Below are 26,593 nucleotides of genomic sequence, written 5' to 3' on the forward strand. Positions count from 1 at the left end.
CGAACCGCCCCGTACGTCAGCGACCTGCGCTGTCGACCACCTCGGCCCACTCGTCGAGCAGGGCCTGCGCGGAGGCGTCGTCGGGGCCCTCCGCCCACAGATGGGTGACGGCCTCGGCGGGGTCGGGCAGCACCATCACCCACCGCCCGTCGGCCTCGACCACCCGGACTCCGTCGGTGGTGTCCACGGACCGGCTGCCCGCCGCCTCCACCACCCGGCGCATCACCAGACCCTTCACGGCCCACGGGGTCGCGATGTCCTTCTTCAGGACGTGCGCCCGCGGGATCCGGGCATCGATCTGGCTCAGCGTGAGCTGCGTCCGCGCCACCAGGCCGATCAGCCGCACGAAGGCGGCGGCCCCGTCGAAGACACTGCTGAACTCGGGCACGATGAACCCGCCGCGCCCGTCGCCGCCGAAGATCGTCGACTCCTCGCGGCCGACCCGCGTGAGGTCGTCGGGCGAGGTGGTCGTCCACTCGACCTGAGTGCCGTGGTACGCGGCGACCTGCTCGGCGATACGGGTCGTGGTGACCGGCAGCGCGACCCGCCCGGACCGCCGCTCGGCCGCCACGAGGTCGAGCATCACCAGGAGCGCCCGGTCGTCCTCGATGATCCGCCCCCGCTCGTCCACGAGCGAGAGCCGCTCGCCGACGGGGTCGAACCGCACGCCGAACGCCGCCCGCGCCGAGGCCACGATCTCCCCGAGCCGTACGAGACCGGCCCGCCGGCTCTCCGCCGACTCGGTGGGGCGGGACTCGTCGAGACCGGGGTTGATGGTCAGCGAGTCGACCTGGAGCCGCCCGAGCAGACTGGGCAGGACGAGCCCGGCGCTGCCGTTGGAGGCGTCCACGACGACTTTCAGTCCGGCTTCCGCGATCCCGGTGGTGTCGACGTTCCGCAGCAGCGAGCCGGTGTACGAGTCGAAGACGCTCGCCGGGAAGGAGAGGTCGCCGATCTCACCGGGGAACGCCCGCCGGTACTCCTGGCGCGCGAAGACCCGGTCGAGCTTCCGCTGCCCGCCCTGTGAGAGGTCGGCTCCCCGTTCGTCGAAGAACATGATGTCCACGGAGTCGGGCACGCCGGGCGAGGTCCGCACCATGATCCCGCCGGCGCTTCCCCGCGCGGTCTGCTGCCGCGCCACCGGGAGCGGTACGTTCTCCAGGTCCCGTACGTCGATGGCGCTGGCCTGCAGCGCCGAGATCACCGCCCGCTTCAGCGCCCGGGCTCCCCGGGAGTGATCGCGCGCGGTCGTGACGGTCGACCCCTTCTTCAGGGTCGTCGCGTACGCCCCCGCCAGCCGTACGGCCAGCTCGGGGGTGATCTCCACGTTCAGGATGCCGGAGACGCCACGCGCCCCGAAGAGATGGGCCTGCCCGCGGGACTCCCAGATGACGGAGGTGTTGACGAAGGCGCCGGCCTCGATCGTCTTGAAGGGGTAGACGCGCACGTTGCCCTGCACGATCGATTCTTCCCCAACGAGGCACTCGTCCCCGATGACGGCTCCGTCCTCGATCCGGGCGGCCCGCATGATGTCGGTGTTCTTCCCGATCACACAGCCGCGCAGATTGCTCTGCTGCCCGATGTAGACGTTGTCGTGGACGACCGCCTTGTGCAGGAAGGCGCCGCTCTTGACGACCACGTTCGAGCCGATGACGGTGTGCTCACGGATCTCGGCGCCGGCCTCGACCTTGGCGTAGTCACCGATGTAGAGCGGCCCGCGCAACTCCGCCTCGGGGTGAACCTCGGCTCCTTCCGCGACCCACACGCCGGGCGAGATCTCGAAGCCGTCGATGTCGACCTGGACCTTGCCCTCCAGGACGTCCGCCTGGGCCTTCACGTAGCTCTCGTGCGTGCCGACGTCCTCCCAGTAGCCCTCGGCGACATAGCCGAAGATCGGCTTGCCCTCCTTCATGAGCTGCGGGAAGACATCACCCGACCAGTCGACCGGAACATCTGCTTCGACGTAGTCGAAGACCTCGGGCTCCATCACGTAGATGCCCGTGTTCACGGTGTCGGAGAAGACCTGGCCCCAGGTGGGTTTCTCCAGGAAGCGCTCGACCTTTCCCTCTTCGTCGACGATCGTGATCCCGAATTCCAGCGGATTGGGCACCCGGGTCAGACAGACCGTGACGAGGGCGCCCTTCTCCTTGTGGAAGGCGATGAGATCGGAGAGGTCGAAATCGGTGAGCGCGTCCCCCGAGATGACGAGAAAAGCGTCGTCCTTCAACGCTTCCTCGGCGTTCTTCACACTTCCCGCTGTACCGAGTGGCTTTTCCTCGTTGGCATACGTGAGCTCCATCCCGAGCTCTTCTCCGTCGCCGAAGTAGTTCCTGACGAGAGAGGCGAGAAACTGCACGGTGACGACGGTCTCGTTGAGACCGTGCCTCTTGAGCAGTCGTAGGACGTGCTCCATGATCGGCCGGTTCACCACCGGCAGCAGAGGCTTGGGCATGCTCGAGGTCATGGGGCGAAGGCGGGTTCCTTCGCCACCGGCCATCACGACGGCCTTCATGTCGGAAGCGTCCTCCTTGAAGAGACGACGGTCCTGCCGACTTCACCTGTCTGCTCAGGGGCCCTCTGACGTCCTCGTTGTTGCCGGCGACGCTGCTCGACACAGGACAGACGGGCTCAATCGGCCGCGGTATCCGCCTTCACGAGTCGACGGACCTGGACCACGTAGAGGATCCCTGCCCACCAATACAGAGTTGTACCCCATCCTGCGAAGGCCCACCCGAAAACTTCAGCGAGTGACGAAAGCCAGCCCGTTCCGTCACTGAGAAGCAGCAGCGGGAAGGCGTACATCAAGTTGAAAGTGGCAGCTTTCCCGAGGAAGTTCACCTGCGGCGGCGGATACCCGTGCCGGCGGAGGATTCCCACCATCACGAGCAGCATCAGCTCGCGGGCGAAAAGCGCGGCGGTCAGCCAGAGCGGCAGGATCTCGCGCCAGGTCAGCCCGATGAGCGTGGAGACGATGTACAGCCGGTCGGCGGCCGGGTCGAGGAGCCGGCCCAGGTTGCTGATCTGGTTCCAGCGCCGGGCGAGCTTCCCGTCGAGATAGTCGCTGACGCCGCTGAGCATCAGCACGAGCAGGGCCCAGCCATCGCTGTTGGGACCGCCGAACACAGGTCGGAGAATCAGCCACAGGAAGAGTGGCACACCCACGAGCCGAGCCATGCTCAGGATATTGGGGATGGTGAGGACCCGGTCGGTCTGAACGCGAGTCTCCTGGACCTCCACCCGGGGGCCTCCTGCTGGGAACGTACGGACGATGCCCCACGACCTTACCCTCAGCCACAACACCGCCGCGCACAGGGGGCACCGCCCGGCAGCAGAACGCAAAAAAGCCTCAACCCCCGGACGATGTCCAGGGGTTGAGGCTAATGATTGTTCGGCGGCGTCCTACTCTCCCACAGGGTCCCCCCTGCAGTACCATCGGCGCTGAAAGGCTTAGCTTCCGGGTTCGGAATGTAACCGGGCGTTTCCCTAACGCTATGACCACCGAAACTCTATGAAGTTTACGAACCGCCGCACCCCGCAGGGGGCGTGTTCGTTGCTTCAGAACTAACACAGTGGACGCGAGCAACTGAGGACAAGCCCTCGGCCTATTAGTACCGGTCAGCTCCACCCATTACTGGGCTTCCACATCCGGCCTATCAACCCAGTCGTCTACTGGGAGCCTTACCCTCTCAAGGAGGTGGGAATACTCATCTCGAAGCAGGCTTCCCGCTTAGATGCTTTCAGCGGTTATCCCTCCCGAACGTAGCCAACCAGCCATGCCCTTGGCAGGACAACTGGCACACCAGAGGTTCGTCCGTCCCGGTCCTCTCGTACTAGGGACAGCCCTTCTCAATATTCCTACGCGCACAGCGGATAGGGACCGAACTGTCTCACGACGTTCTAAACCCAGCTCGCGTACCGCTTTAATGGGCGAACAGCCCAACCCTTGGGACCGACTCCAGCCCCAGGATGCGACGAGCCGACATCGAGGTGCCAAACCATCCCGTCGATATGGACTCTTGGGGAAGATCAGCCTGTTATCCCCGGGGTACCTTTTATCCGTTGAGCGACGGCGCTTCCACAAGCCACCGCCGGATCACTAGTCCCGACTTTCGTCCCTGCTCGACCCGTCGGTCTCACAGTCAAGCTCCCTTGTGCACTTACACTCAACACCTGATTGCCAACCAGGCTGAGGGAACCTTTGGGCGCCTCCGTTACCCTTTGGGAGGCAACCGCCCCAGTTAAACTACCCATCAGACACTGTCCCTGATCCGGATCACGGACCGAGGTTAGACATCCAGCACGACCAGAGTGGTATTTCAACGGCGACTCCACCATGACTGGCGTCACGGCTTCAAAGTCTCCCACCTATCCTACACAAGCCGAACCGAACACCAATATCAAACTGTAGTAAAGGTCCCGGGGTCTTTCCGTCCTGCTGCGCGAAACGAGCATCTTTACTCGTAGTGCAATTTCACCGGGCCTATGGTTGAGACAGTCGAGAAGTCGTTACGCCATTCGTGCAGGTCGGAACTTACCCGACAAGGAATTTCGCTACCTTAGGATGGTTATAGTTACCACCGCCGTTTACTGGCGCTTAAGTTCTCAGCTTCGCCCTGTCGAAACAGAGCTAACCGGTCCCCTTAACGTTCCAGCACCGGGCAGGCGTCAGTCCGTATACATCGCCTTACGGCTTCGCACGGACCTGTGTTTTTAGTAAACAGTCGCTTCTCGCTGGTCTCTGCGGCCACCCCCAGCTCACGGAGTAAATCCGATCACCAGGCGTGGCCCCCCTTCTCCCGAAGTTACGGGGGCATTTTGCCGAGTTCCTTAACCATAGTTCACCCGAACGCCTCGGTATTCTCTACCTGACCACCTGAGTCGGTTTAGGGTACGGGCCGCCATGAAACTCGCTAGAGGCTTTTCTCGACAGCATAGGATCATCCACTTCACCACAATCGGCTCGGCATCAGGTCTCAGGCTTAATGTGTGACGGATTTGCCTATCACACGCCCTACACCCTTACCCCGGGACAACCACCGCCCGGGCTGGACTACCTTCCTGCGTCACCCCATCGCTTACCTACTACCACCTTGGGTCGACGGCTCCACCACTTTCCTTTCCCCGAAGGGTCCGGAACGGCTTCACGGCCTTAGCATTAATGGGCTCGATATTGGGCGTTTCAAAGCGGGTACCGGAATATCAACCGGTTGTCCATCGACTACGCCTGTCGGCCTCGCCTTAGGTCCCGACTTACCCTGGGCAGATCAGCTTGACCCAGGAACCCTTAGTCAATCGGCGCACACGTTTCTCACGTGTGTATCGCTACTCATGCCTGCATTCTCACTCGTGAACCGTCCACAACTCGCTTCCGCGGCTGCTTCACCCGGCACACGACGCTCCCCTACCCATCACAGCGGGCGTTGGCCCTCATGCTGCAATGACACGACTTCGGCGGTACGCTTGAGCCCCGCTACATTGTCGGCGCGGAATCACTTGACCAGTGAGCTATTACGCACTCTTTCAAGGGTGGCTGCTTCTAAGCCAACCTCCTGGTTGTCTCTGCGACTCCACATCCTTTCCCACTTAGCGTACGCTTAGGGGCCTTAGTCGATGCTCTGGGCTGTTTCCCTCTCGACCATGGAGCTTATCCCCCACAGTCTCACTGCCGCGCTCTCACTTACCGGCATTCGGAGTTTGGCTAAGGTCAGTAACCCGGTAGGGCCCATCGCCTATCCAGTGCTCTACCTCCGGCAAGAAACACACGACGCTGCACCTAAATGCATTTCGGGGAGAACCAGCTATCACGGAGTTTGATTGGCCTTTCACCCCTAACCACAGGTCATCCCCCAGGTTTTCAACCCTGGTGGGTTCGGTCCTCCACGAAGTCTTACCTCCGCTTCAACCTGCCCATGGCTAGATCACTCCGCTTCGGGTCTTGAGCGTGCTACTGAATCGCCCTATTCGGACTCGCTTTCGCTACGGCTTCCCCACACGGGTTAACCTCGCAACACACCGCAAACTCGCAGGCTCATTCTTCAAAAGGCACGCAGTCACGAGATACAGCAAGCTGTATCCGACGCTCCCACGGCTTGTAGGCACACGGTTTCAGGTACTATTTCACTCCGCTCCCGCGGTACTTTTCACCATTCCCTCACGGTACTATCCGCTATCGGTCACCAGGGAATATTTAGGCTTAGCGGGTGGTCCCGCCAGATTCACACGGGATTTCTCGGGCCCCGTGCTACTTGGGTGTCTCTCAAACGAGCCGTACAGATTTCAGCTACGGGGGTCTTACCCTCTACGCCGGACCTTTCGCATGTCCTTCGCCTATCCATACGGTTTCTGACTCGTCTCACAGCCGGCAGACTGTGAAAGAGAGATCCCACAACCCCGCATGCGCAACCCCTGCCGGGTATCACACGCATACGGTTTGGCCTCATCCGGTTTCGCTCGCCACTACTCCCGGAATCACGGTTGTTTTCTCTTCCTGAGGGTACTGAGATGTTTCACTTCCCCTCGTTCCCTCCACATGCCCTATGTGTTCAGGCATGGGTGACAGCCCATGACGACTGCCGGGTTTCCCCATTCGGAAACCCCCGGATCAAAGCCTGGTTGACGGCTCCCCGGGGACTATCGTGGCCTCCCACGTCCTTCATCGGTTCCTGGTGCCAAGGCATCCACCGTGCGCCCTTAAAAACTTGGCCACAGATGCTCGCGTCCACTGTGTAGTTCTCAAACAACGACCAGCCACCCGTCACACACCACCTAAGCGGTGCTTTACCGGGGCCGGCATCCTCGAAGGCATGACCTTACGGCCGTACCCTCAGACACCCAACAACGTGCCAAGCACACTCTTCAGAACTCTCGTCACGTTCCACGCCGAAGCAGTACTTGTGAAGGAGACATCCGAGTGTGCCAACTAATCAACGTTCCACCCATGAGCTGACCGTGCAGAACGTTTGCCTGCAATCGGTACTGTGCTCCTTAGAAAGGAGGTGATCCAGCCGCACCTTCCGGTACGGCTACCTTGTTACGACTTCGTCCCAATCGCCAGTCCCACCTTCGACAGCTCCCTCCCACAAGGGGTTGGGCCACCGGCTTCGGGTGTTACCGACTTTCGTGACGTGACGGGCGGTGTGTACAAGGCCCGGGAACGTATTCACCGCAGCAATGCTGATCTGCGATTACTAGCAACTCCGACTTCATGGGGTCGAGTTGCAGACCCCAATCCGAACTGAGACCGGCTTTTTGAGATTCGCTCCGCCTCACGGCATCGCAGCTCTTTGTACCGGCCATTGTAGCACGTGTGCAGCCCAAGACATAAGGGGCATGATGACTTGACGTCGTCCCCACCTTCCTCCGAGTTGACCCCGGCGGTCTCCTGTGAGTCCCCATCACCCCGAAGGGCATGCTGGCAACACAGGACAAGGGTTGCGCTCGTTGCGGGACTTAACCCAACATCTCACGACACGAGCTGACGACAGCCATGCACCACCTGTATACCGACCACAAGGGGGGCACTATCTCTAATGCTTTCCGGTATATGTCAAGCCTTGGTAAGGTTCTTCGCGTTGCGTCGAATTAAGCCACATGCTCCGCTGCTTGTGCGGGCCCCCGTCAATTCCTTTGAGTTTTAGCCTTGCGGCCGTACTCCCCAGGCGGGGAACTTAATGCGTTAGCTGCGGCACCGACGACGTGGAATGTCGCCAACACCTAGTTCCCAACGTTTACGGCGTGGACTACCAGGGTATCTAATCCTGTTCGCTCCCCACGCTTTCGCTCCTCAGCGTCAGTAATGGCCCAGAGATCCGCCTTCGCCACCGGTGTTCCTCCTGATATCTGCGCATTTCACCGCTACACCAGGAATTCCGATCTCCCCTACCACACTCTAGCCTGCCCGTATCGGATGCAGACCCGGGGTTAAGCCCCGGGCTTTCACACCCGACGTGACAAGCCGCCTACGAGCTCTTTACGCCCAATAATTCCGGACAACGCTTGCGCCCTACGTATTACCGCGGCTGCTGGCACGTAGTTAGCCGGCGCTTCTTCTGCAGGTACCGTCACTTTCGCTTCTTCCCTGCTGAAAGAGGTTTACAACCCGAAGGCCGTCATCCCTCACGCGGCGTCGCTGCATCAGGCTTTCGCCCATTGTGCAATATTCCCCACTGCTGCCTCCCGTAGGAGTCTGGGCCGTGTCTCAGTCCCAGTGTGGCCGGTCGCCCTCTCAGGCCGGCTACCCGTCGTCGCCTTGGTAGGCCATTACCCCACCAACAAGCTGATAGGCCGCGGGCTCATCCTTCACCGCCGGAGCTTTCCACCGCAGGAGATGCCTCCCGCAGTCGTATCCGGTATTAGACCCCGTTTCCAGGGCTTGTCCCAGAGTGAAGGGCAGATTGCCCACGTGTTACTCACCCGTTCGCCACTAATCCACCCCGAAGGGCTTCATCGTTCGACTTGCATGTGTTAAGCACGCCGCCAGCGTTCGTCCTGAGCCAGGATCAAACTCTCCGTGAATGTTTACCCGTAATCGGGTCAGACACTCGCGTTGAGCGGGACAGTCATGCCGGAATATGGCCGACCGTCCACAGCGTCCTCGCTGTAGTGCGCCACCCCGAGGGGTGGACTTTTTCAAAGGAACCTCGACCATCCGAAGATGGACGGGGTATCAACTAATCTGGCGTTGATTTTTGGCACGCTGTTGAGTTCTCAAGGTGCGGACGCTTCCTTCGTTCCTGTTTCCAGGCCCTCCGGGCGCTTCCTTCGTTTTCCAGCTTAGCAGATCCGATTTCCGTTTCTGCCACCCGCTGGAGCGGGGTGCTGGGATTGGAATTCGCTTTTCGCGTTTTCCGTTCCCGGCGGGGTTGAACATTACCAGGCTTTCTCGGTCCCCCTGACCACATCCCCTGCGAGCATGCAGAGGTGTAGACCACTGGGGTTAGGATCTGGCTTGATAGGTGCTGCCGACCCGCGACTCAAGGCCGCGTTGGGGTCAGGCAGGAGTACGACAGTACATCCCACCGTCAGTAGAGGCAAATCGTTCCGGTAGTACCTGGCTCCGCACAACGGGTACGTCTCGTGCGGAACCGGGACTTCCTATGACATACGCTTCAGAACAGTACGCCGTCCAGGACAGGTAGTGACGGCGCAACACAATCTCCGCCCCTGGGAGGCTTCCCATGACAACCGTGACGTCGCCGCTTGCTGGACGCGCCATCGGTCTCGCCGCAGTTCCCGACCCGGTCTTCTCCGGTGCGATGGTCGGTCCCGGTACCGCCATCGATCCCGTACGTGAGGTCTCGGAGGCCGTCTCCCCTCTCGACGGGGTCATCGTCTCCATGCACCCGCACGCCTTCGTCGTCGTGGACGACGAGGGACACGGTGTGCTGACCCATCTCGGCATCGACACCGTTCAGCTCAACGGGCAGGGCTTCGAGCTGCTCGTCAACAAGGGTGACCGGGTGGCGCGCGGGCAGGCCGTCGTCCGTTGGAACCCCGCCGAGGTCGAGGCCGCCGGCAAGTCCCCCATCTGTCCCGTCGTGGCCCTTGAGGCCACCGCGGACTCGCTCTCCGATGTCGTCGAGGACGGCGATGTGAAGGCCGACGACGTGCTCTTCGGCTGGAGCTGAACCGGTCCGTCCTTCGTGACGACCGCGAGTTCGACATTCAACGCGACGGCCGGGGCCGTCGCTCAATCGGAGACGGGTGAGATGGAGACAACGCTGCGAGGCGTCGGCGTCAGCCACGGAGTGGCGATCGGCGAGGTCCGGCACATGGGTACCGCGGTCCTGGAGCCGCCGGCCAAGCAGATCCCCGCGGACGAGGCGGAGCGCGAACAGGGGCGCGCCCGTCAGGCCGTGGAGGCTGTGGCCGCGGACCTGATTGCCCGGGGCAATCTGGCCGGCGGTGAGGCCCAGGCGGTGCTGGAGGCCCAGGCGATGATCGCCCAGGACCCGGAGCTCATCGCCGACGTCGACCGCCGGATCGCGGTCGGCAGCACGGCCGAGCGCGGTATCTACGACGCGTTCTCGCACTACCGCGAGCTGCTCGCCGGTGCCGGCGAGTACATGGCGGGCCGGGTCGCGGACCTGGACGACGTGCGGAACCGGATCGTCGCTCGGCTGCTCGGTGTGCCCATGCCCGGCGTGCCGGACAGTGACGAGCCGTACGTGCTGATCGCGCGGGATCTGGCGCCCGCCGACACGGCGCTGCTCGACCCGGCGCTCGTGCTGGGGTTCGTGACGGAGGAGGGCGGTCCGACCAGTCACAGCGCGATCCTCGCGCGGGCGCTGGGTGTGCCGGCCATCGTGGCGCTGCCGGGCGCGGGTGAGCTGGCCGAGGGCACGCTCATCGCGGTCGACGGTTCGACCGGTGAGCTCTTCGTGGATCCGAGCGAGGAGAAGAAGGCCTCGCTGACGAAGGCGGCCGCGGAGCGCAAGGCGGCGCTGGCGACGTCCAGCGGTCCGGGTGCGACCTCCGACGGTCACAAGGTGCCGCTGCTCGCGAACGTCGGTGGTCCGGCGGACGTGCCGGCGGCGGTGGAGGCCGGTGCCGAGGGTGTCGGTCTGTTCCGTACGGAGTTCCTCTTCCTGGACGACAGCAAGAAGGCGCCGTCGGAGGAGAAGCAGGTCGAGGCGTACCGCAAGGTGCTGGAGGCGTTCCCCGAGGGCCGTGTGGTCGTGCGGGTGCTCGACGCGGGTGCCGACAAGCCGCTGGACTTCCTGACGCCGGTGGACGAGCCGAACCCGGCGCTCGGTGTGCGGGGTCTGCGGTCGCTGCTCGACCACCCGGAGGTGCTGCGGACGCAGCTGACCGCGCTGGCGAAGGCGGCCGAGGGGCTGCCGGTGTACCTCGAGGTCATGGCTCCGATGGTGGCCGACCGTACGGATGCGAAGGCGTTCGCCGACGCGTGCCGTGAGGCGGGTCTGCGGGCGAAGTTCGGTGCGATGGTCGAGATTCCCTCGGCGGCGCTGCGGGCGCGCTCGATCCTTCAGGAGGTCGAGTTCCTGTCGCTGGGCACCAACGACCTGGCGCAGTACACCTTCGCGGCCGACCGTCAGGTCGGTGCGGTGTCGCGGCTCCAGGATCCGTGGCAGCCGGCGCTGCTCGACCTGGTGGCGCTGTCCGCCGAGGCGGCCAAGGCCGAGGGCAAGAGCTGTGGTGTCTGTGGCGAGGCCGCTTCGGATCCGCTGCTCGCGTGTGTGCTGACGGGTCTGGGTGTCACCTCCCTTTCCATGGGTGCGGCATCGATTCCGTACGTGCGGGCGACGCTCGCGAAGTACACGCTGGCGCAGTGCGAGCGGGCCGCGGCCGCGGCGCGTGCCGCGGACACGGCGCACGAGGCGCGGATCGCCGCGCAGGCGGTGCTGTCCGGGGAGTGATCCCCTGAGGTGGTCGATGGAGGGGCTTCCCGTCACTTGGTGGCGGGGAGCCCCTCCGTCGTGTGCGGGGTCAGTGGTGGGTGGTCCAGTCGTCGTCGGGGTCGGGGGCGAGGGGGTGGCCGGCGCGGTAGTCGACGCCCGGCTCGGGTGGCAGGGGTTCGCCGGTGCGGGCGTCGGTGCAGTAGGCGGCGAAGACCTCGGCCTCGGTGAGGGGGACCAGGGTGCTGTGCGCGAGGCGCCAGCCGTGCAGTCGGTCGGGGGCGCCGGGGGTGGTGGTGCGCAGGACGACGCCGCCGGGTGCCGCGAGGGCGATGCCGGCGGCGAGTACGGCGGTGAACTCGGGTCCTGTGGCGTCGTCGGTGGGTGTGGTGCCGTGGGTGTGGAGGACGGCGAGGAGCTGGTCGTCGGCGGCCTGGACGCTGCAGACGAGGTGGTGGGTGCCCGGTCCGGCGGCTTCGAGGAGTCGTACGAGAAGTCGGCCCGCCCGCGTGTAGGCGGCTTTGCCGATGTCCTGGCCGCAGTCGGCGCAGTCTCCGGCGGTGGCGAGGACGGTGGTGGCGTACTCCCAGGTGGCCTGTCGGACGGCGGTGTCGACGAGCTCGGGGAGGAGGGTGGTGAGGGGCTGGCCGGTGTAGGTGACGCGGGCGCCGGTGGTGGCCAGGTGGGCGGTGAAGCGGCTGCGGCTCGTGGGGTGGTCGGGGTCGGTGCCGGTCCCGGCGCACCAGGCCGCGTACTCCTCGGGGTCGAAGAGGGTGACGGTGGTGTGCCCGCCCTGGCCGGCGAGGGTCCTGAGGAGGGCCTCGATCTGCCGCAGGTAGGTGGCGTGGTCGTCGAAGGCGAAGGTCTCGTACTGGCGCATGGCGGCGAAGTCCTGCTCGTCGGCGAGGAGTCCGACGGTGCTGGGGACTTCGCGGCGCAGGGCGCGGCGAAGCTGTGCTGTGGTGGTGCCGGTGCGGTTCATGTGTCCCCCTGGTGACGCTCCGATCAGTGCTCACTCACCGTAACCTTCGGCACTGACAGTGACGGTTCGGTGAGGTGTCGGCGGACGAGGCGGTTCTGGGCGGCGGCGGTGGCGACCAGTGCGGCGCCGAGGAAGGGCCAGGCGACGGGGCCCGCGGAGACGAGGCCGGTCATGAGGAGGGGGCCGGCGAAGCGCTGGGTGGACTGGGCGAGGCCGTGGACTCCGAGGTAGGCGCCCTGGGCGTCGTCGGGGGCGAGGGCGACGGAGATCTCCCAGGAGGCGAGGGTGTGGATCATCTCGGCGAAGGTGAGGACGACGGCGGCGGTGATCAGCGAGGTGATCGCGAGGGTGCGGCCGCCGAGGGCGGAGACGGCGAGGGCGAGCGTGCCGGCGGCGAAGAGTCCGGCCAGCGGGCCGAGGAGGCGGCGGGCTGCGTCGGTGGTGGCGCCGAAGCGGGAGAGCGGGACCTGGAAGAGCACGACGAGGGCGCTGTTGATCACCATCAGGAGCGGTGCGAGGCCGACGGGGGCGTCGGTGGCGTGGACGATCCAGAGCGGCAGGGCGACCTGGATGATCGAGTCGTGGAGGAAGAAGACGGCCTCGCCGGCGGTGAAGGCGAGGAAGCCGCGGTCGCGCCAGGGGTTGGAGGGCGCGGCCGTGGGGGCCGGGTCGGTGGAGGCGGCGGCGATGCGGGTGGCGGGGGCGGGTGGTTCGGCGCAGCGGAGGGTGAGGGCGGCCATCACGAGGTAGGACAGGGCGTCGCCGATGAGCAGGATCCGGAAGGCCGTGTCGGAGCCGATGGCGAGTGCGGCGGCGGCGCCGAGTCCGCCGAGGGTCCAGCCGAGGTTGGAGGTGGTGCGGTTGATGGCCTGGTAGCGGACGCGGTCGGGGCCGGCGACGCGGGCCGCGTAGAGCTTGGTGAGGACGTTGGTGGCGCGGTCGGGGAGGGCGCCGGCGGCGGAGAAGAGGACGAGCAGCAGGTAGTCGTCGGTGGTGAGGAGGGCGAGGAGGGCGGCGGCGCGCAGGAGTTGGGTGCAGATGATGACGCGGACGAGGGGGAAGCGGTCGGCGAGGCGCCCGCCGAGCGGGGCGCCGGCGATGCCCGCGGCGCCGGAGAGGGCGATGAGGAGTCCGACCTGGCCGAGGCCGAGGCCGGTGACGTAGGTGAAGTAGAGGGCCATGGCCGTGGACCAGAGTCCGGTGCCGCACTTGTCGATGAAGCCGACGAGGAGCATGCGGCGGCCGTCGGTGCCGCCGGGGATGCGGTCCTTGAGGGGCGGGCGGGCGGGTCGGGTGGTGCTGCGGCTCATGGGTCCCCCTTGCCAACTTCTTTGTATTGGTACATAATTGATTACGTGGCAGCACAATATGCGATCGAAGGGGCGACGGCCAAGGGGATTGCCGCGTCCGTGGAGCGGGGCGTGTCCGAGGGCGGGCTCGCCCCGGGCGACGCCCTCCCCCCGGTGCGGCGGCTCGCCGACCAGTTGGGGGTGAGTCCGGGGACCGTGGCGACGGCCTACAAGGAGTTGCGGCAGCGGGGGCTGATCGTCACCCGGGGCCGGGGCGGGACGGTGGTGGCGGAGGTGCCCTCGGCGGCTTCGCGGCGTCCCCCGCGCGTGCCGGCCGGCCTGGTCGACCTGTCCGCCGGGTTTCCGGACCCGGCCTTCCTCCCCGTACTGCGGCCCCCGGCGGCCGTCGACCCGGTGTACGGCTCCCATCGCGCCGCGCCCCGGCTCGCGCACCTGGAGGCGCTGACCCGGGGGTGGTTCGAGCGGGACGGGGTGTCGGCGGAGCACGTGACCTTCGCGCACGGCGCCCTCGACTGCATCGCGCGGCTCCTTTCGACGGAGCTGCGGCCCGGCGACGCCGTGGCGGTGGAGGACCCCGGGTTCCACCATGTGCTGGACCTGGTGCCCGCGTTGGGGCTGCGGGCGGTCCCGGTAGCGGTGGACGGCGAGGGGCTCGTACCGGAGTCGCTGCGGGCCGCGCTGCGGGGCGGGGTGCGCGCGGTGGTGTGCAGCCCGCGGGGACAGTGCCCGACCGGGGCGTTCTTCACGCGCGCGCGGAGGGACGAACTGGTCGCGGTGCTCAGGGAGTTCCCCGAGGTGCTCGTCGTCGAGGACGATCACAACGCGGAGGTCGGCGGCGCCGCGGCGTACACGCTCGCGGCGGCGGGGCTCGACCGGTGGGCGCAGGTGCGGACCGTGTCGAAGCACCTCGGCATCGACCTGCGCTGGGCCGGGGTCGCGTGCGACGCGGTGACGCTGGCGCGGCACGACCGGCGGATGGTGATGACCTCGGGCTGGGTCAGTCACGTCCTGCAGGAGACGGTGGCCGGTCTGTTCGCCGACGGGGCCGTACGGGACCTGGTGGCGGCGGGCGAGGAGGCGTACGCGGAGCGGCGCACGGCGCTGATCGGCGCGCTGGGCGCGTACGGGATCCGTGCGGTCGGCGCGAGCGGTCTGAACGTGTGGGTGCCCGTGCGCGACGAGTCGGCGGTGGTCAACGGGCTGCGGACCCAGGGCTGGTGGGTCGCGGCCGGGGCGCGGTTCCGTGTGGCGGCCCCGCCGGCGGTACGGATCACCACGGCGAGGCTCGCGCCCCTGGACGCGACACGGTTCGCGGCGGACTTCGCCGAGGTCCTGGGGGACGCGCAGGCGACGTACGGCGCGTGACGGCCGGAAGGTGCCCTGCCGTGGACGGGGTGGGGTCGGCCCTGCTGAGGGCGCCTGGGCGGGGAGTCGCCTCGCCGGTGCGGCGCTCGGCTCGTGACGCGCGGACGCTCCGGGCAGGCTGGGCCTGTCCCGGAGCGTCCGGTCCGTGGTGGTTCAGCGGGTGCGGAAGGCGTTGCGCTGGGTCTGGGTGAGGGTGTTGCCCTGGGTGTCGGTGAGTTCGGCGCGGAGGGAGACGGTCCGGCCGGGGGCCGGGGTGCGCAGGGCCACCTGGCCGTCGACGACGGGGAGGCGGGTCCAGGTGGTGCCGTTGTCGAGGGACATCGACACGGTCAGGGACCGGACGCCGGCCTCGGCGGCCGCGCCCTGGACGGTGACCGGCACGCGGAGCGGCGCGCCCGCCGGGGCGGTGCCGTCGAGGGCGAGGTCCGGCGTGAAGCGGACGGTGCTGAGGGGAAGGGCCGCCGGGCGGGCGGCGGCGGCCGAGGTGAAGGTCCAGGAGGCGGTGACGCGCCCGCTCGACGCCGCGCCGTCGCCCCGGGTCGCCGAGGCGGTCAGCCGGTACGAGGCCGCTCCGGGGATGGTGGTGAACTCGGCGCGTCCGGGCTCGCCCCGACGGGTGCCGATCAGGACGCCGTCGCGGTGGAGCGTGGTGGTCGCGCTGTGGAAGCGCGGTGCGCCGGGGGCGTGGCCGTCGCCGTCGGCGAGGAGCGGGATGTCGAGCGCGATCCTGTCCCCGTCGCGGACGCCGGCCGGACGGGCGCCTGGCGAGGTGTCGAGTGCGGGGCCGAAGACGGCGTTGTCGAAGGTGTGCGTGGTGGTCGCGCCCGCGTGGACCGCGATTCCGTTGGCGACGTAGCGGTTGGGCGGCGTCTCGGGGGCGGCCGGGCCGGTGTATTCGACGTCCCAGCGGCCGCGCTCCGGATTGACCACGACGGTCGCGGTGGCGGGGAGCTGGAGGGACCGGGCGAGACCGACGGTGGGGCCCTTGCTGGGCTGGATGGAGACGAACCCGGTTCCGGTCGCGCCCTCGGGGGCGGCTCCGCGGATATTGAGGGTGGCCAGCCGGTCGGCCGCCGGATGCCGGACGAGGCCGGTCAGGGCGCGGTCCGAGGTGAAGAGGTAGCCGAGCCCGTAGTCGGCGCGCGCGCCGGACCAGTAGGTGTCGAACCACTCCTTCACCGAGCCCGCTTCGGAGGCCGGGCCGAGGTGCGCGACGCGCAGGCCCTCGCGGGCCGTCAGGATGTTCGCGGAGCGGGTGGTCCCCTCATGGGTGACCTCGACGAACCCGATGCTGTTCAGGTGGCGCGCGCCCGACTCCGGCGGTCGGACGTCCACCGGGGCGGTCGTACGGGCGTCGACGGTGACGGTCGTGTCGCCGTTCAGGTCCAGGCGGGGCTGGACGACCCAGTCGGTGCCGGTCGCCGGGTCGGGGCCGTTCAGCGTGGAGTCGAGCAGGTAGCGGCCCTTGGGCAGGCGGACGGTGACCGTGCCGGACGCGTCGTACGGCGTGGCCTCCTCCTGCGCGCCGGGGCCCGAGATGCCGGTGACGTGGGTGCTGTAGCCACCGGTGGCGGCGCCCGCGCGGTCGAGGTGCCGGATGGTCAGGGTGTACGTCTCGGGGGCGCCGGACGCCGCCACGGCGGTCGGGGGAAGGGCGGAGAAGGTCGTGCCGGCGAGGACTCCGGCAAGGGCCAGGGTGCGCAGGACGGTGCGGCGGCCGGGGGTGCTGCGGCCCGCGCTCCGGGAGTCGGTGGCCTGGGAGTCGGTGCTCCGGGGTGCTGAGGAATCGTTCATGCCCAGCACTGCTCGCGGCGGGCAGGGCGTTCCCGTGACCTGGGCCACATCGGCGGGGGGGGTGTGGTCCAGGTCACGGGAACCCGGGCGAACCGGCGCCCAGTGCCAGATGTGGAATCACCTATGAGAGATCGTTTCCGCGCCGGGGACCCCGCGGCGCTCGGAGAGGCGTACGACGAGCACGCCCGCGTGCTGTACCACTACGCCTACCGGGTGTGCGGGGACCGGGCGGCCGCGGAGGACGTCGTGTCCGCCGCGTTCCTCGAGGCCTGGCGCTGTCGCGGGAAGGTGCACGCCGACGGCGGCAGCCTTCGCCCGTGGCTGCTGGGCATCGCGACCAACATCCTGCGCGGCGCGGCCCGCGAGGCGCGCCGGCGGGACGCGGCGCTCGCCAGGATCCCCGAGCGCGGCGTCCTGCCGGACTTCGCCGACGACGTCCTCGCCCGCATGACGGACAGCGAGCAGATCCGGGCCGCGCGCGTGGCGCTCGGCAAGCTCAGGCGGCGTGAGCGCGAGGTCTTCACGCTCGTCGTGTGGGCGGGCCTGGACTACGCGGCGGCCGGGGAGGCGCTCGGCATCCCGGTCGGCACCGTCCGCTCCCGGCTGTCCCGGGCCCGTGAACGCCTCCGCAAGCTCGCCGAGGCCGAACTGCGCGCGGCGCGGCGCCGGGAGCGCTCCGCCGCCGCGTTCCGCTCGAACGGGCGGCCGGGGGCCGGCGGCGCCGCGCCGGCGGCGGGTGAGCCGCTCGCCGGCGAGGGGGGTGGCGCGTCCGGACCCCTCGCGGTGACCGAAGGGGCGGGCCCCTTCGGAGCTCCCGAAGACGCACCCGAACCCCTCGTGATGCCTGATGCCACGAGCCCGGCCCGTGCCGTGCCCGTCGCCGTTCGCTCGTCCGTCCGCCCGGCCCTCGCGCCCCGACCCACCCCGGAGAACCAGGCATGAACACCTTCGCCCCCCGCCCGCCCGCCGACGCGGACGAGCTTCTGCGTGCCGAGCTCGCCGAGCTGCTGCCCCCGCCTCCGGTGCCCGATCTGACGGCGGAGCGGAACCAGCACCTCAGGCACACCGTCCTGCGGACCGCTCTGGCCGCCGAGAGCGACACGACCGCCCGGCCGGTGCGTGCGCGTCGGCCTCGGCAGGGGCTCCGGCTCGGCTGGATCGCCGCTCCGATGGCCGCCTGCGCGATCGTCGCCGGTGTCGCCGTTCTCGCGCCCCGGGAGGGCGGCACCTCGGTGGCACAGCCCGCCTCGCCCGAGGCCGTGCGGATCCTGTCCGGTGCCGCGCTCGCCGCGGCCGCCGCTCCCGCGCCGGACGCCCGGCCCGGTGGGTACGTCTACGTGAAGAGCCTCGTCGCCCACGCGGGGCGCCGCGCCGACGGCGGTACCGCCACGCTGCCGCCCGCGCATCAGCGCGAGGTGTGGCTCTCCGTCGACGGCAGCCGTCCGGGCCTGCTGCGCGAGCCCGGCGCCGCCGACACGGAACTCGGCTCCGAGGCCCCCGTGTACGAGCTGGACGGCCCCGGGGCCACGCCCCGGAAGACCACCCTGGAGACGGCGGCGCCCTCCGTCACGAACCCGACCCACGCGTACGTGGCGGCCCTCCCCACGGATCCGGAGGCGCTGCTGCGCCTGATCCGGGAGCAGACGCGCGCGGGCGGGGGCGACGGCGATCAGCGGGCGTTCACCGCGATCGGGACGCTGCTCGCCGAGACGTGGGCTCCGCCGGAGGTGACCGCCGCGCTGTACGAGGCGGCGGCGCGGATCCCCGGGGTGACCGTCCTGCCGTCCGCGAAGGACGCGGCGGGCCGCGAGGGCGTCGCCGTGGCCCGTACCGCGCACGGCGAGCAGACCCAGTGGATCTTCGACCGTACGACGTCGGCGTTCCTCGGTGAGCGCACCGTCCTCACCGAGACCACCTCGGCCGGCCGGGCCGGGACGGTCCTCGGGGTCTCGGCGGTGCTCGCCAAGGCGGCGGCCCCGGCGGCCGGCGAGCTGCCGAAGGGCTGAGCAAAGGGCTGACCCGAAGCGACAGGGGCCCCGTCGATCCGGTCGGATCGGCGGGGCCCCTGCCCTGACGAGGTCTAGCCGCGGCGGTTGGCCGCCAGGGTCTCGTAGAAGTGGAGCAGCCCGAGGTCGTCGACCGAGCCGGCGTTGACGGCCTTGGCCAGGGGGGTGCCCTGGAGGAGACGCTTGACCGGGACCTCGATGCGCTTGCCCGTGAGGGTGTGCGGGACGCCCGGGACCTCGATGATCTCGTCGGGGACGTGGCGCGGGGAGAGCTCGCTGCGGATCGTCCGCTTGATGCGGTCGATCAGCTCGTCGTCCAGGGTGACGCCCTCCACGAGGTGCACGAAGAGCGGCATCCAGTAGCCGCCGTCCGGCTCCTCAAGGCCGATGACCAGGGACTCGCGGATCTCGGGGAGCCGCTCGACGGCCTCATAGATATCGGCGCTCCCCATCCGGACGCCCTGACGGTTCAGGGTGGAGTCGGAGCGGCCGTGGATCACGACCGAGCCGTGGTCCGTGATCGTGATCCAGTCGCCGTGGCGCCAGACGCCCGGGAACATCTCGAAGTAGCTGTCGCGGTAGCGGCTGCCGTCGGGGTCGTTCCAGAAGTGGATCGGCATGGACGGCATGGGGTTGGTGACGACGAGCTCGCCGACCTCGCCGATCAGGGGCTTCCCGGAGGGGTCCCAGGACTGGAGGTCGGTGCCGAGGCCCGCCGCCTGGAGCTCGCCGATGTGGACGGGGAGCGTGGGGACGGCGCCCGCGAAGCAGGAGCAGACGTCCGTGCCGCCGCTGACGGAGGCGATCCACAGGTTCTCGCGGACCTCGTCGTGGAGCCAGCGGAAGCCGTCGGGAGGCAGCGGGGAGCCGGTGGTGGCGACGCACTTCACGGCGGAGAGGTCGAAGTCCCGGCCGGGGTGGACGTCCGCCTTGGCGCAGGCCATCACGTACGCGGCGGAGGTGCCGTACAGGGTGGCGCCGGTGCGTTCGGCGACCCGCCACTGGGCGGCGGTGTCCGGGTAGCCGGGGCTGCCGTCGTACAGGACGACGGTCGTGCCGGTGAGGAGGCCGGAGACGAGGAAGTTCCACATCATCCAGCCGGTGGAGGTGTACCAGAAGAACACGTCCTCGGGGCCGAGGTCGCAGTGCAGGCCCAGCTGCTTGACGTGCTCGACGAGGATGCCGCCCTGGGACTGGACGATCGCCTTCGGCAGGCCGGTCGTGCCGGAGGAGTACAGGACCCACAGCGGGTGCGCGAACGGCACCTGCTCGTAGACCGGCTCGACGTCGCCGGCGACCAGGTCGGACCAGGCGAGGGTGCCTTCGGGCGCCGGGGTGCCGAGGAGCGGGATGTGGACGACGGCGCGGAGGGTGGGGAGCTCGGCGCGCAGTTCGGCGACGGTGTCGCGGCGGTCGTGCTCCTTGCCGCCGTAGCGGTAGCCGTCGACGGTGAAGAGGACGACCGGCTCGACCTGCTGGAAGCGATCGAGGACGCTGCGGGCGCCGAAGTCCGGGGCGCAGGAGGTCCACACAGCGCCGACCGCGGCGGTGGCGAGGAGCGCGACGACGGACTGCGGGACATTGGGCAGGTAGCCGCTGACGCGGTCGCCCGGGTTCACGCCGAGGGCTCGCAGCTCGGCGGCGAGGGAGCCGACCTGGCGGCGGAGCTCGCCCCAGGTGATCGGCGTGGGCTCATGTGTCTCGTCCACATGGAGCAGGGCCGTGTCGTGGGGGCGCTCGTCGGCGGCGCGCAGGGCGTGCTCGGCGTAGTTGAGGGTGGCGCCGGGGAACCAGTCGGCGCCGGGCATGGAGCGGTCGCCGAGGACCCGCTCGTACGGGGTCGAGAAGCGGAGGTCGAACCATTCGACGACGGCCTGCCAGAAGGCTTCGAGTTCCTCGACCGACCAGCGGTGGAGCGCCGGGTACCCGCCCTCGGCGGGGGCGCCGTGGTGCTCGGCGGCCCAGGCCTGGAAGCGGGTGACGGCGGCCGTGGCGATGCGTTCCTCGTCCGGCTGCCAGAGGGGCTCGATCGGCGCTGGAGATGTCATTTGGGGCTGCTCCCTGGCTGTACGCGGGTCTGCGTGTGTCGCGCGCACGTGCTGGGGTGTGCGCGTGACGCGGCTGACAGGACGATGCCATGTGATCGTCATTCGCACCAGGTCTGCCCGCCCATGGTCGGGCAGTTGAACATGTGCTCCCACCACGGGTGAACGGCAGCTGAACGGAGCTGGTTCGGCCTCCGGCGGGTGGCAGGGTGAGCTGCATGGACGGTCGGGAACTGCTGCGTTCGATGAAGGTGTTCGGTTCGGTGCAGGGCTTGCGGGTGGTGCGGTCGGCGTGGCGGCAGCGTCGTACGGACGCGTGGGGGCTGCCGCCCCGGGGTGCGGAGCGGGCCAGGGTGCCCGGACTCGCGGTGGAGGCGGAGGCGGCGCCGGGCGGGGGGACCGTCCGGTTCGCCCGGTCCTCGCTCCGGATCCGGGTGTCGTCGGGCGGCACGGTGTTCTGGGGGTGGGACGGGGCGGAGCCGCTCCCCTCGTACGCGCTGGCGGGCGAGGCGCCCGACGCGGACCCCCGGGCCTCCCTCGAACCGGACACCGGCGGCGGCTGGCGGATCGTGTCGGAGCGGGTGACGGTGACGGTCTCCCGGCACGGGGCGGTGGAGCTGCGGACGCCGGGCGGGGTGCTGCTGCGCCGGGACCTGCCGCCGCGCTGGTGGGAGCCGGTGACGGACCTGCGCGCGGTCAATGGTTCCGGCCGTCCGGCGGCGGGTTCCGCGCGCTGGGTGCAGCGCAGTGAGGTGCCGGCCGACGCGCGGTTCTTCGGGCTCGGCGGGCGGTCGGCGGGGCCGCGCCTGCGGGACGGCGCGTACCGGCTGTGGAACACCGACGCCAAGGGCGGTTTCGTCCCGGGGGACGATCCGCTCTACATCACCATGCCCGTGCAGTTCGTGGTCTCGGACGCGGGTACGCACCTGGCGTTCCACGACAACTCCTGGGACGGCCGGGTCGTCCTCGCCGAGGGCGAGGAGGGGGCCGGGTCCGGGCACGACCGTCCCGGCACCAGCGAGCTGCGGATGTCGGGCGGGCCGCTGCGCTGCTGGGTGGTGGTCGGCACCCCCGCGCGCGTACTGCACGGCTGGGCGGCGCTGACGGGCGCGCCCGCGCTGCCGCCGGCCTGGGCGCTCGGTCCGCAGCACGCGCGCTGGGGCTTCGGCAGCGCGCGGGAGGTGCGGCGGGTGGTGGCCGGGTACCGGGAGCGGGGGCTGCCGCTGTCCGCCGTGCACCTGGACATCGACCACTACGACGGGCACCGGGTGTTCACGGTCGACCGGGAGCGGTTCCCCGATCTGCCGGGGCTCGCGGAGGAACTGCGGGAGCAGGGCGTGCGCCTGGTGTCGATCGTGGACCCGGCGGTGAAGGCGGAGCCGGGCGACCCGGTGTACGACGGCGGGTCGGCGGCGGACGTCTTCGTGAAGGACGCGCGGGGGGAGGAGGTGCGCGGGGTGGTGTGGCCCGGTGAGTGCGCCTACCCGGACTTCACCGATCCGGCGGTACGGGAGTGGTGGGGCGGGCTGTACGAGGAGCGGCTGCGGCAGGGCTTCGCCGGGGTGTGGCACGACATGAACGAGCCGGTGTCCTTCGTCCCCTTCGGCGACCCGACGCTGCCCCGGTCGGCGCGGCACGCGTTGGAGGGGCGGGGCGGCGACCACCGGGAGGCGCACAACGTGTACGCGCTCGCGATGGCCCGCGCCGGGTACGAGGGGCTGCGCCGGCTGCGCCCCGACGAGCGGCCGTTCCTGTTCTCCCGCTCGGGCTGGGCGGGCATGCAGCGGTACGGGGGCACCTGGTCCGGCGACGTGTCGACGGGGTGGCCGGGGCTGCGGGCCTCGCTCGCCCTCGTGCTGGGCCTGGGGCTGTGCGGCGTGCCCTACTCGGGTCCTGACGTGGGCGGTTTCGACGGGAGTCCGTCGCCTGAGCTGTTCCTGCGCTGGTACCAGCTGGGCGCGTGGCTGCCCCTCTTCCGTACGCACGCGGCGATCGACGCGGGGCGGCGCGAGCCGTGGGAGTTCGGGCCCGAGGTCCTGGAGCACGCGCGCGTGGCGCTGGCCGAGCGGGAGCGGCTGCGGCCGTACTTCACGACCCTGGCCCGTCTCGCCCGGATGACGGGAGCGCCGTACGTCCGCCCGGTGTGGTGGGGGACGCCCGAGGACCGGGTGCTGCGGGACTGCGAGGACGCCTTCCTCCTGGGTGACGCGCTGCTCGTGGCGCCGGTCCTGACGCGGGGCGCGGACCGGCGGGCGGTGCGGCTGCCGCGCGGCCGGTGGTACGACACGGCGACGGGGCGGGCGTACGAGGGCCCCGGGCAGGTCCTGCTCGACGCGCCGCTCTCCCGGGTGCCGGTCCTGGCGCGGGCGGGGGCGGTGCTCCCCGTGCGGGGCGAGGGGGACGAGCTCGTCCTGGAGGTGTGGGCGCCGGCCGCGGGGCGGACCGGTGGCGGGCTGGTCGTGCGGGACACCGGGGACGGCTGGGAGCCGGCCGCGATCGAGCGGTACCAGTCGCGGCTCGTGGACGGCCGGGTGGTGGTGGAGCGCGTCACGGACGACGGGGTGGCGGAGGCGGGGCTGCCGGTGGTGGTGCGGGGCCTGTGACCGTGCCACCCCGCGCTCTCAGCCGTACTCCCCCGCGAACCACTTCCGTACCGCCTCCGTGTGGAGCGGGAACGCCAGTTCCGCCGGTGCCCGGAGGACGTGGTGGCCGCTGGTCTCGTCCGTCGGGGTGGACGGCGGGAGTTCCGCGGCCGGGCGGGGCGGGAGGAGGCCGAAGAGGAGGAGGTGGCCGGCCGGGGAGCTGAGGGCGTCGGCGAGGCGGACCTCCTCGGCCGAGGCCGGGATGCCGGTCTCCTCGCGGAGTTCGCGGGCGACGGCGGCGCGCCAGTCCTCGCCGTGGTCGATGAAGCCGCCGGGCAGCGCGATCCCGCCCCGCGCGGGTTCGATGGTGCGGGTGATGACGACGAGGCCCGTCCCCGTCGCGTCGGTGACGGGCAGGAGGGCGACCGCGACGGGCAGCGGGTTGCGGTAGGCGGTGTGACCGCAGGCCGGGCAGGTGCGGGGCCAGCCGGCGTCGGGCAGGTGGGCGGCGCCGCACGCAGAGCAGTGGGAGTCCTTCACGGCCCGACCGTATGCGATCACCCTTTCCCGGCGCTGCCGTTACTGATAGACGGTGCGCATGACAGGACTCGCAACCGCTCTCCGTACCCTCGCCGTCACGGCCGCGGCCGGGCTGCTCGCCGTCGCCGGCACCGTCGCCGCGCCCGCTCCCCCTGCCTCGGCCGCCCCGGAGCCCAAGGCCCCGCGGGAGTTCGTGGCGCTGAGCTCCGTGGACCCGACGATCCTCCAGGAGATGCGCTACACGACCGAGCACGACTTCGTCGGCGAGCCGGTGGACGGCTACCGGCAGCCGCTGTGCATCCTGACCCGCCCGGCGGCCGAGGCGCTGCACCGGGCGCAGCTCCGGCTGCTCGCGCGGGGGTACACGCTGAAGGTGTACGACTGCTACCGGCCGCAGCGGGCCGTGGACCACTTCGTGCGCTGGGCGAAGGACCTGGAGGACGAGCGGATGAAGAAGGAGTTCTATCCGCTCGTCGACAAGTCGAGGCTGTTCGCGGACGGTTACATCGCGGAGAAGTCCGGGCACAGCCGGGGTTCGACGGTGGATCTGACGATCGTGCGGCTGCCGGCGGCGCCCACGCGCGCGTACGTGCCGGGCGAGGAGCTCTTGGAGTGCTCCGCGCCGCAGGAGGAGCGTTTTCCGGACAACTCCGTGGACATGGGCACCGGCTTCGACTGCTTCGACACCCTCTCGCACACCGATGATCCGCGGATCGGGGGCGAGCAGCGGGCCAACCGGGATCTGCTGAGGGGGGCGCTGGCCGAGCAGGGCTTCGTGAACCTGCCGGAGGAGTGGTGGCACTTCACGTTCAAGCCGGAGCCGTTCCCGTCGACCTTCTTCGACTTCCCGGTGGCGCGGAGGTCGGTGGCGGGCCACTGAGCCCTTCTCAGCTCCGGCCGGCCGTGGCACACTTCTGACGCTTCGTCAGATCACGGGAGGCCGGAGAGATGACACGGACGCGCAGACCAGTGGTGCCGGGGTGGTTCACCGACGACACCGTGCCGGAGTTCCGGCTGCTCGGCACCCGCTGCACGGCCTGCGCGTCGGTCTTCTTCCCGCGCGAGGACGACTGGTGCCGCAACCCTGGCTGTCCGGGCGGCGGCGCGCTGGCCGAGGTCCCGCTCTCGCCGCGCGGCCGGGTCTGGTCGTACACCGACGGCCGGTACCGTCCGCCCGCCCCGTACGTCTCCGACCCGGACGCGCCCTGGGAGCCGTACACCCTGGTCGCGGTGGAACTCGCGGCCGAGGCGATGGTGGTGCTCGGGCAGGCGGCGCCCGGCGTGACGACCGCCGACCTCGCCGTCGGAACGGAGGTCGAGGTGGTGCCCGGCGTCCTGAACGAGGACGACGAGCACCTCTGGACCACCTGGAACTGGCGCCCGGTCGCACAGGAGCGGCGCACGGAGCGGGAGGAGCGGTCGTGAACGACATCGCCGTGCTCGGGGCCGGGATGCACCCCTGGGGCAAATGGGGGCGCAGCTTCGTCTCGTACGGGACGGCCGCGGCCCGCGCCGCGCTCGCCGACGCCGGTCTGGACTGGTCCGACATCGGCTCGGTCGTCGGCGCGGACACCATGCGGTGCGGATACCCGGGGTACGTGGCGGGGGCGACCTTCGCGCAGGCCCTCGGCTGGCAGGGGGCGCGGGTCACCAGCGTGTACGCCGCCTGTGCCTCGGGCGCCCAGGCCATCGGCACCGCCCGGGCCCAGATCCTCGCGGGTCTCGCCGACGTGGTCCTGGTCGTCGGCGCGGACTCGACGCCGAAGGGCTTCCTCGCCCCCGCCGGCGGCGAGCGGCCCGGCGACCCGGACTGGCTCCGGTTCCGGGTGCTGGGGGCGACCAACCCGGCGTACTTCGCGCTCTACGCCCGCCGCAGGATGGCGCTGTACGGCGACACGGCCGAGGACTTCGCCCAGGTGAAGGTGAAGAACGCGGCCGCCGGCGCCCTCAATCCGCTGGCCCGCTACCGCGCGCGCGTGACGGCCGAGGAGGTCGCGGCCTCCGCGGTCGTCGCCGATCCGCTGCGCCTCCTCGACATCTGCGCCACCTCGGACGGCGGCGCCGCGCTGGTGCTGTCCAGCATGGAGTTCGCGCGCCGGCACGGGCGCCCCGACCCGGTCCGGGTCCGGGCCGTCTCCACCGTCTCCCCCACGTATCCCAAGGCGGTGCTCGACCTCCCCGACATCGCGACCGACTCGGCGGCGGCCGTCTCCCCCGCCCCGCACACCTTCCGCGCCTCGATCGCCCGCGCCGCCTACGAGGAGGCGGGGCTCGGGCCCGAGGACCTGTCCCTGGCGGAGGTGTACGACCTGTCCACCGCCCTGGAGCTGGAGTGGTACGAGGACATCGGGCTCTGCGCGCCGGGCGAGGGCGCCAAGCTGCTGCGGGACGGCGCCACGGCCCTCGGCGGGCGCCTGCCCGTCAACACCAGCGGAGGCCTGGGCTCCTTCGGGGAGGCGGTGCCCGCCCAGGCGATCGCCCAGGTCTGCGAGCTGACCTGGCAGCTGCGCGGCACGGCGGGCGACCGGCAGGTGCCGGGGGCACGGGTGGGGATCACCGCGAACCAGGGCCTGTTCGGGCACGGTTCGGCGGTGGTGGCGGTGCGCTGACCG

Annotated in this window: 16 protein-coding genes and 3 rRNA genes; 9 read left to right on the forward strand and 10 right to left on the reverse strand. The window is 69.7% G+C overall.

Annotated elements, in window-relative coordinates; translation table 11 throughout:
* Window positions 1-16: 16 nt before the first annotated feature.
* From AB5J54_RS07155 to AB5J54_RS07175, 5 genes are all read right to left on the reverse strand, one after another.
* Entirely contained in the window at window positions 17-2,512 is a 2,496-nt protein-coding gene (locus AB5J54_RS07155; RefSeq protein ID WP_369143054.1) for a sugar phosphate nucleotidyltransferase, read from the reverse strand.
* Between the two features lie 116 nt (window positions 2,513-2,628).
* Window positions 2,629-3,237, reverse strand: a complete 609-nt coding sequence (locus AB5J54_RS07160) for a CDP-alcohol phosphatidyltransferase family protein (RefSeq protein WP_116162104.1) — start codon at window positions 3,235-3,237, stop codon at window positions 2,629-2,631.
* A 149-nt stretch (window positions 3,238-3,386) separates the two neighbouring features.
* Window positions 3,387-3,503, reverse strand: a 5S ribosomal RNA gene (rrf, locus tag AB5J54_RS07165).
* 82 nt (window positions 3,504-3,585) lie between these two features.
* Window positions 3,586-6,704, reverse strand: a 23S ribosomal RNA gene (locus tag AB5J54_RS07170).
* 284 nt (window positions 6,705-6,988) lie between these two features.
* Window positions 6,989-8,514 (reverse strand): 16S ribosomal RNA (locus AB5J54_RS07175).
* Together the 16S, 23S and 5S rRNA genes form the textbook arrangement of a ribosomal RNA operon.
* 662 nt (window positions 8,515-9,176) lie before the next feature.
* Here AB5J54_RS07175 and AB5J54_RS07180 point away from each other — a divergent pair.
* Window positions 9,177-9,626: a PTS glucose transporter subunit IIA gene (locus AB5J54_RS07180; RefSeq protein ID WP_369143055.1), complete on the forward strand. Its 450-nt coding sequence runs from the start codon at window positions 9,177-9,179 to the stop codon at window positions 9,624-9,626.
* An 81-nt stretch (window positions 9,627-9,707) separates the two neighbouring features.
* Window positions 9,708-11,378, forward strand: a complete 1,671-nt coding sequence (ptsP, locus tag AB5J54_RS07185; RefSeq protein WP_369143057.1) for a phosphoenolpyruvate--protein phosphotransferase — start codon at window positions 9,708-9,710, stop codon at window positions 11,376-11,378.
* A 70-nt stretch (window positions 11,379-11,448) separates the two neighbouring features.
* Here the strand turns inward: ptsP and AB5J54_RS07190 are convergent, their stop codons facing one another.
* Together AB5J54_RS07190 and AB5J54_RS07195 are read right to left on the reverse strand one after the other, a co-directional pair.
* On the reverse strand, window positions 11,449-12,339 hold the full coding sequence (locus AB5J54_RS07190; protein WP_369143058.1) for a hypothetical protein: 891 nt from the start codon (window positions 12,337-12,339) through the stop codon (window positions 11,449-11,451).
* A gap of 23 nt (window positions 12,340-12,362) precedes the next feature.
* Complete coding sequence (locus AB5J54_RS07195; RefSeq protein WP_369143059.1) at window positions 12,363-13,649, reverse strand: MFS transporter; 1,287 nt, start codon at window positions 13,647-13,649, stop codon at window positions 12,363-12,365.
* Window positions 13,650-13,694: 45 nt separating this feature from the next.
* Here AB5J54_RS07195 and AB5J54_RS07200 point away from each other — a divergent pair, with 45 nt between their 5' ends.
* On the forward strand, window positions 13,695-15,014 hold the full coding sequence (locus AB5J54_RS07200) for an aminotransferase class I/II-fold pyridoxal phosphate-dependent enzyme (RefSeq protein ID WP_369143060.1): 1,320 nt from the start codon (window positions 13,695-13,697) through the stop codon (window positions 15,012-15,014).
* A 153-nt stretch (window positions 15,015-15,167) separates the two neighbouring features.
* On the opposite strand, the gene AB5J54_RS07205 is transcribed toward AB5J54_RS07200, so the two are convergent.
* Window positions 15,168-16,808 carry a serine protease gene (locus AB5J54_RS07205; RefSeq protein ID WP_369143061.1) on the reverse strand — a complete coding sequence of 547 codons (1,641 nt, stop codon included), beginning with the start codon at window positions 16,806-16,808 and terminating at the stop codon, window positions 15,168-15,170.
* Between the two features lie 123 nt (window positions 16,809-16,931).
* Here AB5J54_RS07205 and AB5J54_RS07210 point away from each other — a divergent pair, with 123 nt between their 5' ends.
* Window positions 16,932-17,750, forward strand: a complete 819-nt coding sequence (locus AB5J54_RS07210) for an RNA polymerase sigma factor (RefSeq protein WP_369143062.1) — start codon at window positions 16,932-16,934, stop codon at window positions 17,748-17,750.
* Complete coding sequence (locus AB5J54_RS07215; protein WP_369143063.1) at window positions 17,747-18,814, forward strand: CU044_5270 family protein; 1,068 nt, start codon at window positions 17,747-17,749, stop codon at window positions 18,812-18,814. Before AB5J54_RS07210 ends, AB5J54_RS07215 begins: the two co-directional genes overlap by 4 nt.
* Before the next feature lie 74 nt (window positions 18,815-18,888).
* Here AB5J54_RS07215 and AB5J54_RS07220 read toward each other — a convergent pair whose 3' ends face one another.
* On the reverse strand, window positions 18,889-20,862 hold the full coding sequence (locus AB5J54_RS07220; RefSeq protein ID WP_369143064.1) for an acetoacetate--CoA ligase: 1,974 nt from the start codon (window positions 20,860-20,862) through the stop codon (window positions 18,889-18,891).
* 215 nt (window positions 20,863-21,077) lie between these two features.
* Here AB5J54_RS07220 and AB5J54_RS07225 point away from each other — a divergent pair, with 215 nt between their 5' ends.
* Entirely contained in the window at window positions 21,078-23,462 is a 2,385-nt protein-coding gene (locus AB5J54_RS07225; protein WP_369143065.1) for a glycoside hydrolase family 31 protein, read from the forward strand.
* 18 nt (window positions 23,463-23,480) lie between these two features.
* Here AB5J54_RS07225 and AB5J54_RS07230 read toward each other — a convergent pair whose 3' ends face one another.
* Window positions 23,481-23,981, reverse strand: a complete 501-nt coding sequence (locus tag AB5J54_RS07230) for an NUDIX domain-containing protein (protein WP_369143066.1) — start codon at window positions 23,979-23,981, stop codon at window positions 23,481-23,483.
* Between the two features lie 58 nt (window positions 23,982-24,039).
* Between AB5J54_RS07230 and AB5J54_RS07235 the strand changes: the two genes are divergently transcribed.
* The 3 genes from AB5J54_RS07235 (at window position 24,040) to AB5J54_RS07245 (ending at window position 26,590) form a co-directional block, all read left to right on the forward strand.
* Entirely contained in the window at window positions 24,040-24,861 is an 822-nt protein-coding gene (locus tag AB5J54_RS07235; RefSeq protein ID WP_369143067.1) for a M15 family metallopeptidase, read from the forward strand.
* Window positions 24,862-24,929: 68 nt separating this feature from the next.
* Complete coding sequence (locus tag AB5J54_RS07240; RefSeq protein WP_369143068.1) at window positions 24,930-25,406, forward strand: Zn-ribbon domain-containing OB-fold protein; 477 nt, start codon at window positions 24,930-24,932, stop codon at window positions 25,404-25,406.
* 26 nt (window positions 25,407-25,432) lie between these two features.
* Window positions 25,433-26,590: a lipid-transfer protein gene (locus AB5J54_RS07245; RefSeq protein ID WP_369149246.1), complete on the forward strand. Its 1,158-nt coding sequence runs from the start codon at window positions 25,433-25,435 to the stop codon at window positions 26,588-26,590.
* Window positions 26,591-26,593 lie beyond the last annotated feature (3 nt).

The organism is Streptomyces sp. R44 (assembly GCF_041053105.1).
In the GTDB taxonomy this organism is placed as follows: Bacteria; Actinomycetota; Actinomycetes; order Streptomycetales; family Streptomycetaceae; genus Streptomyces.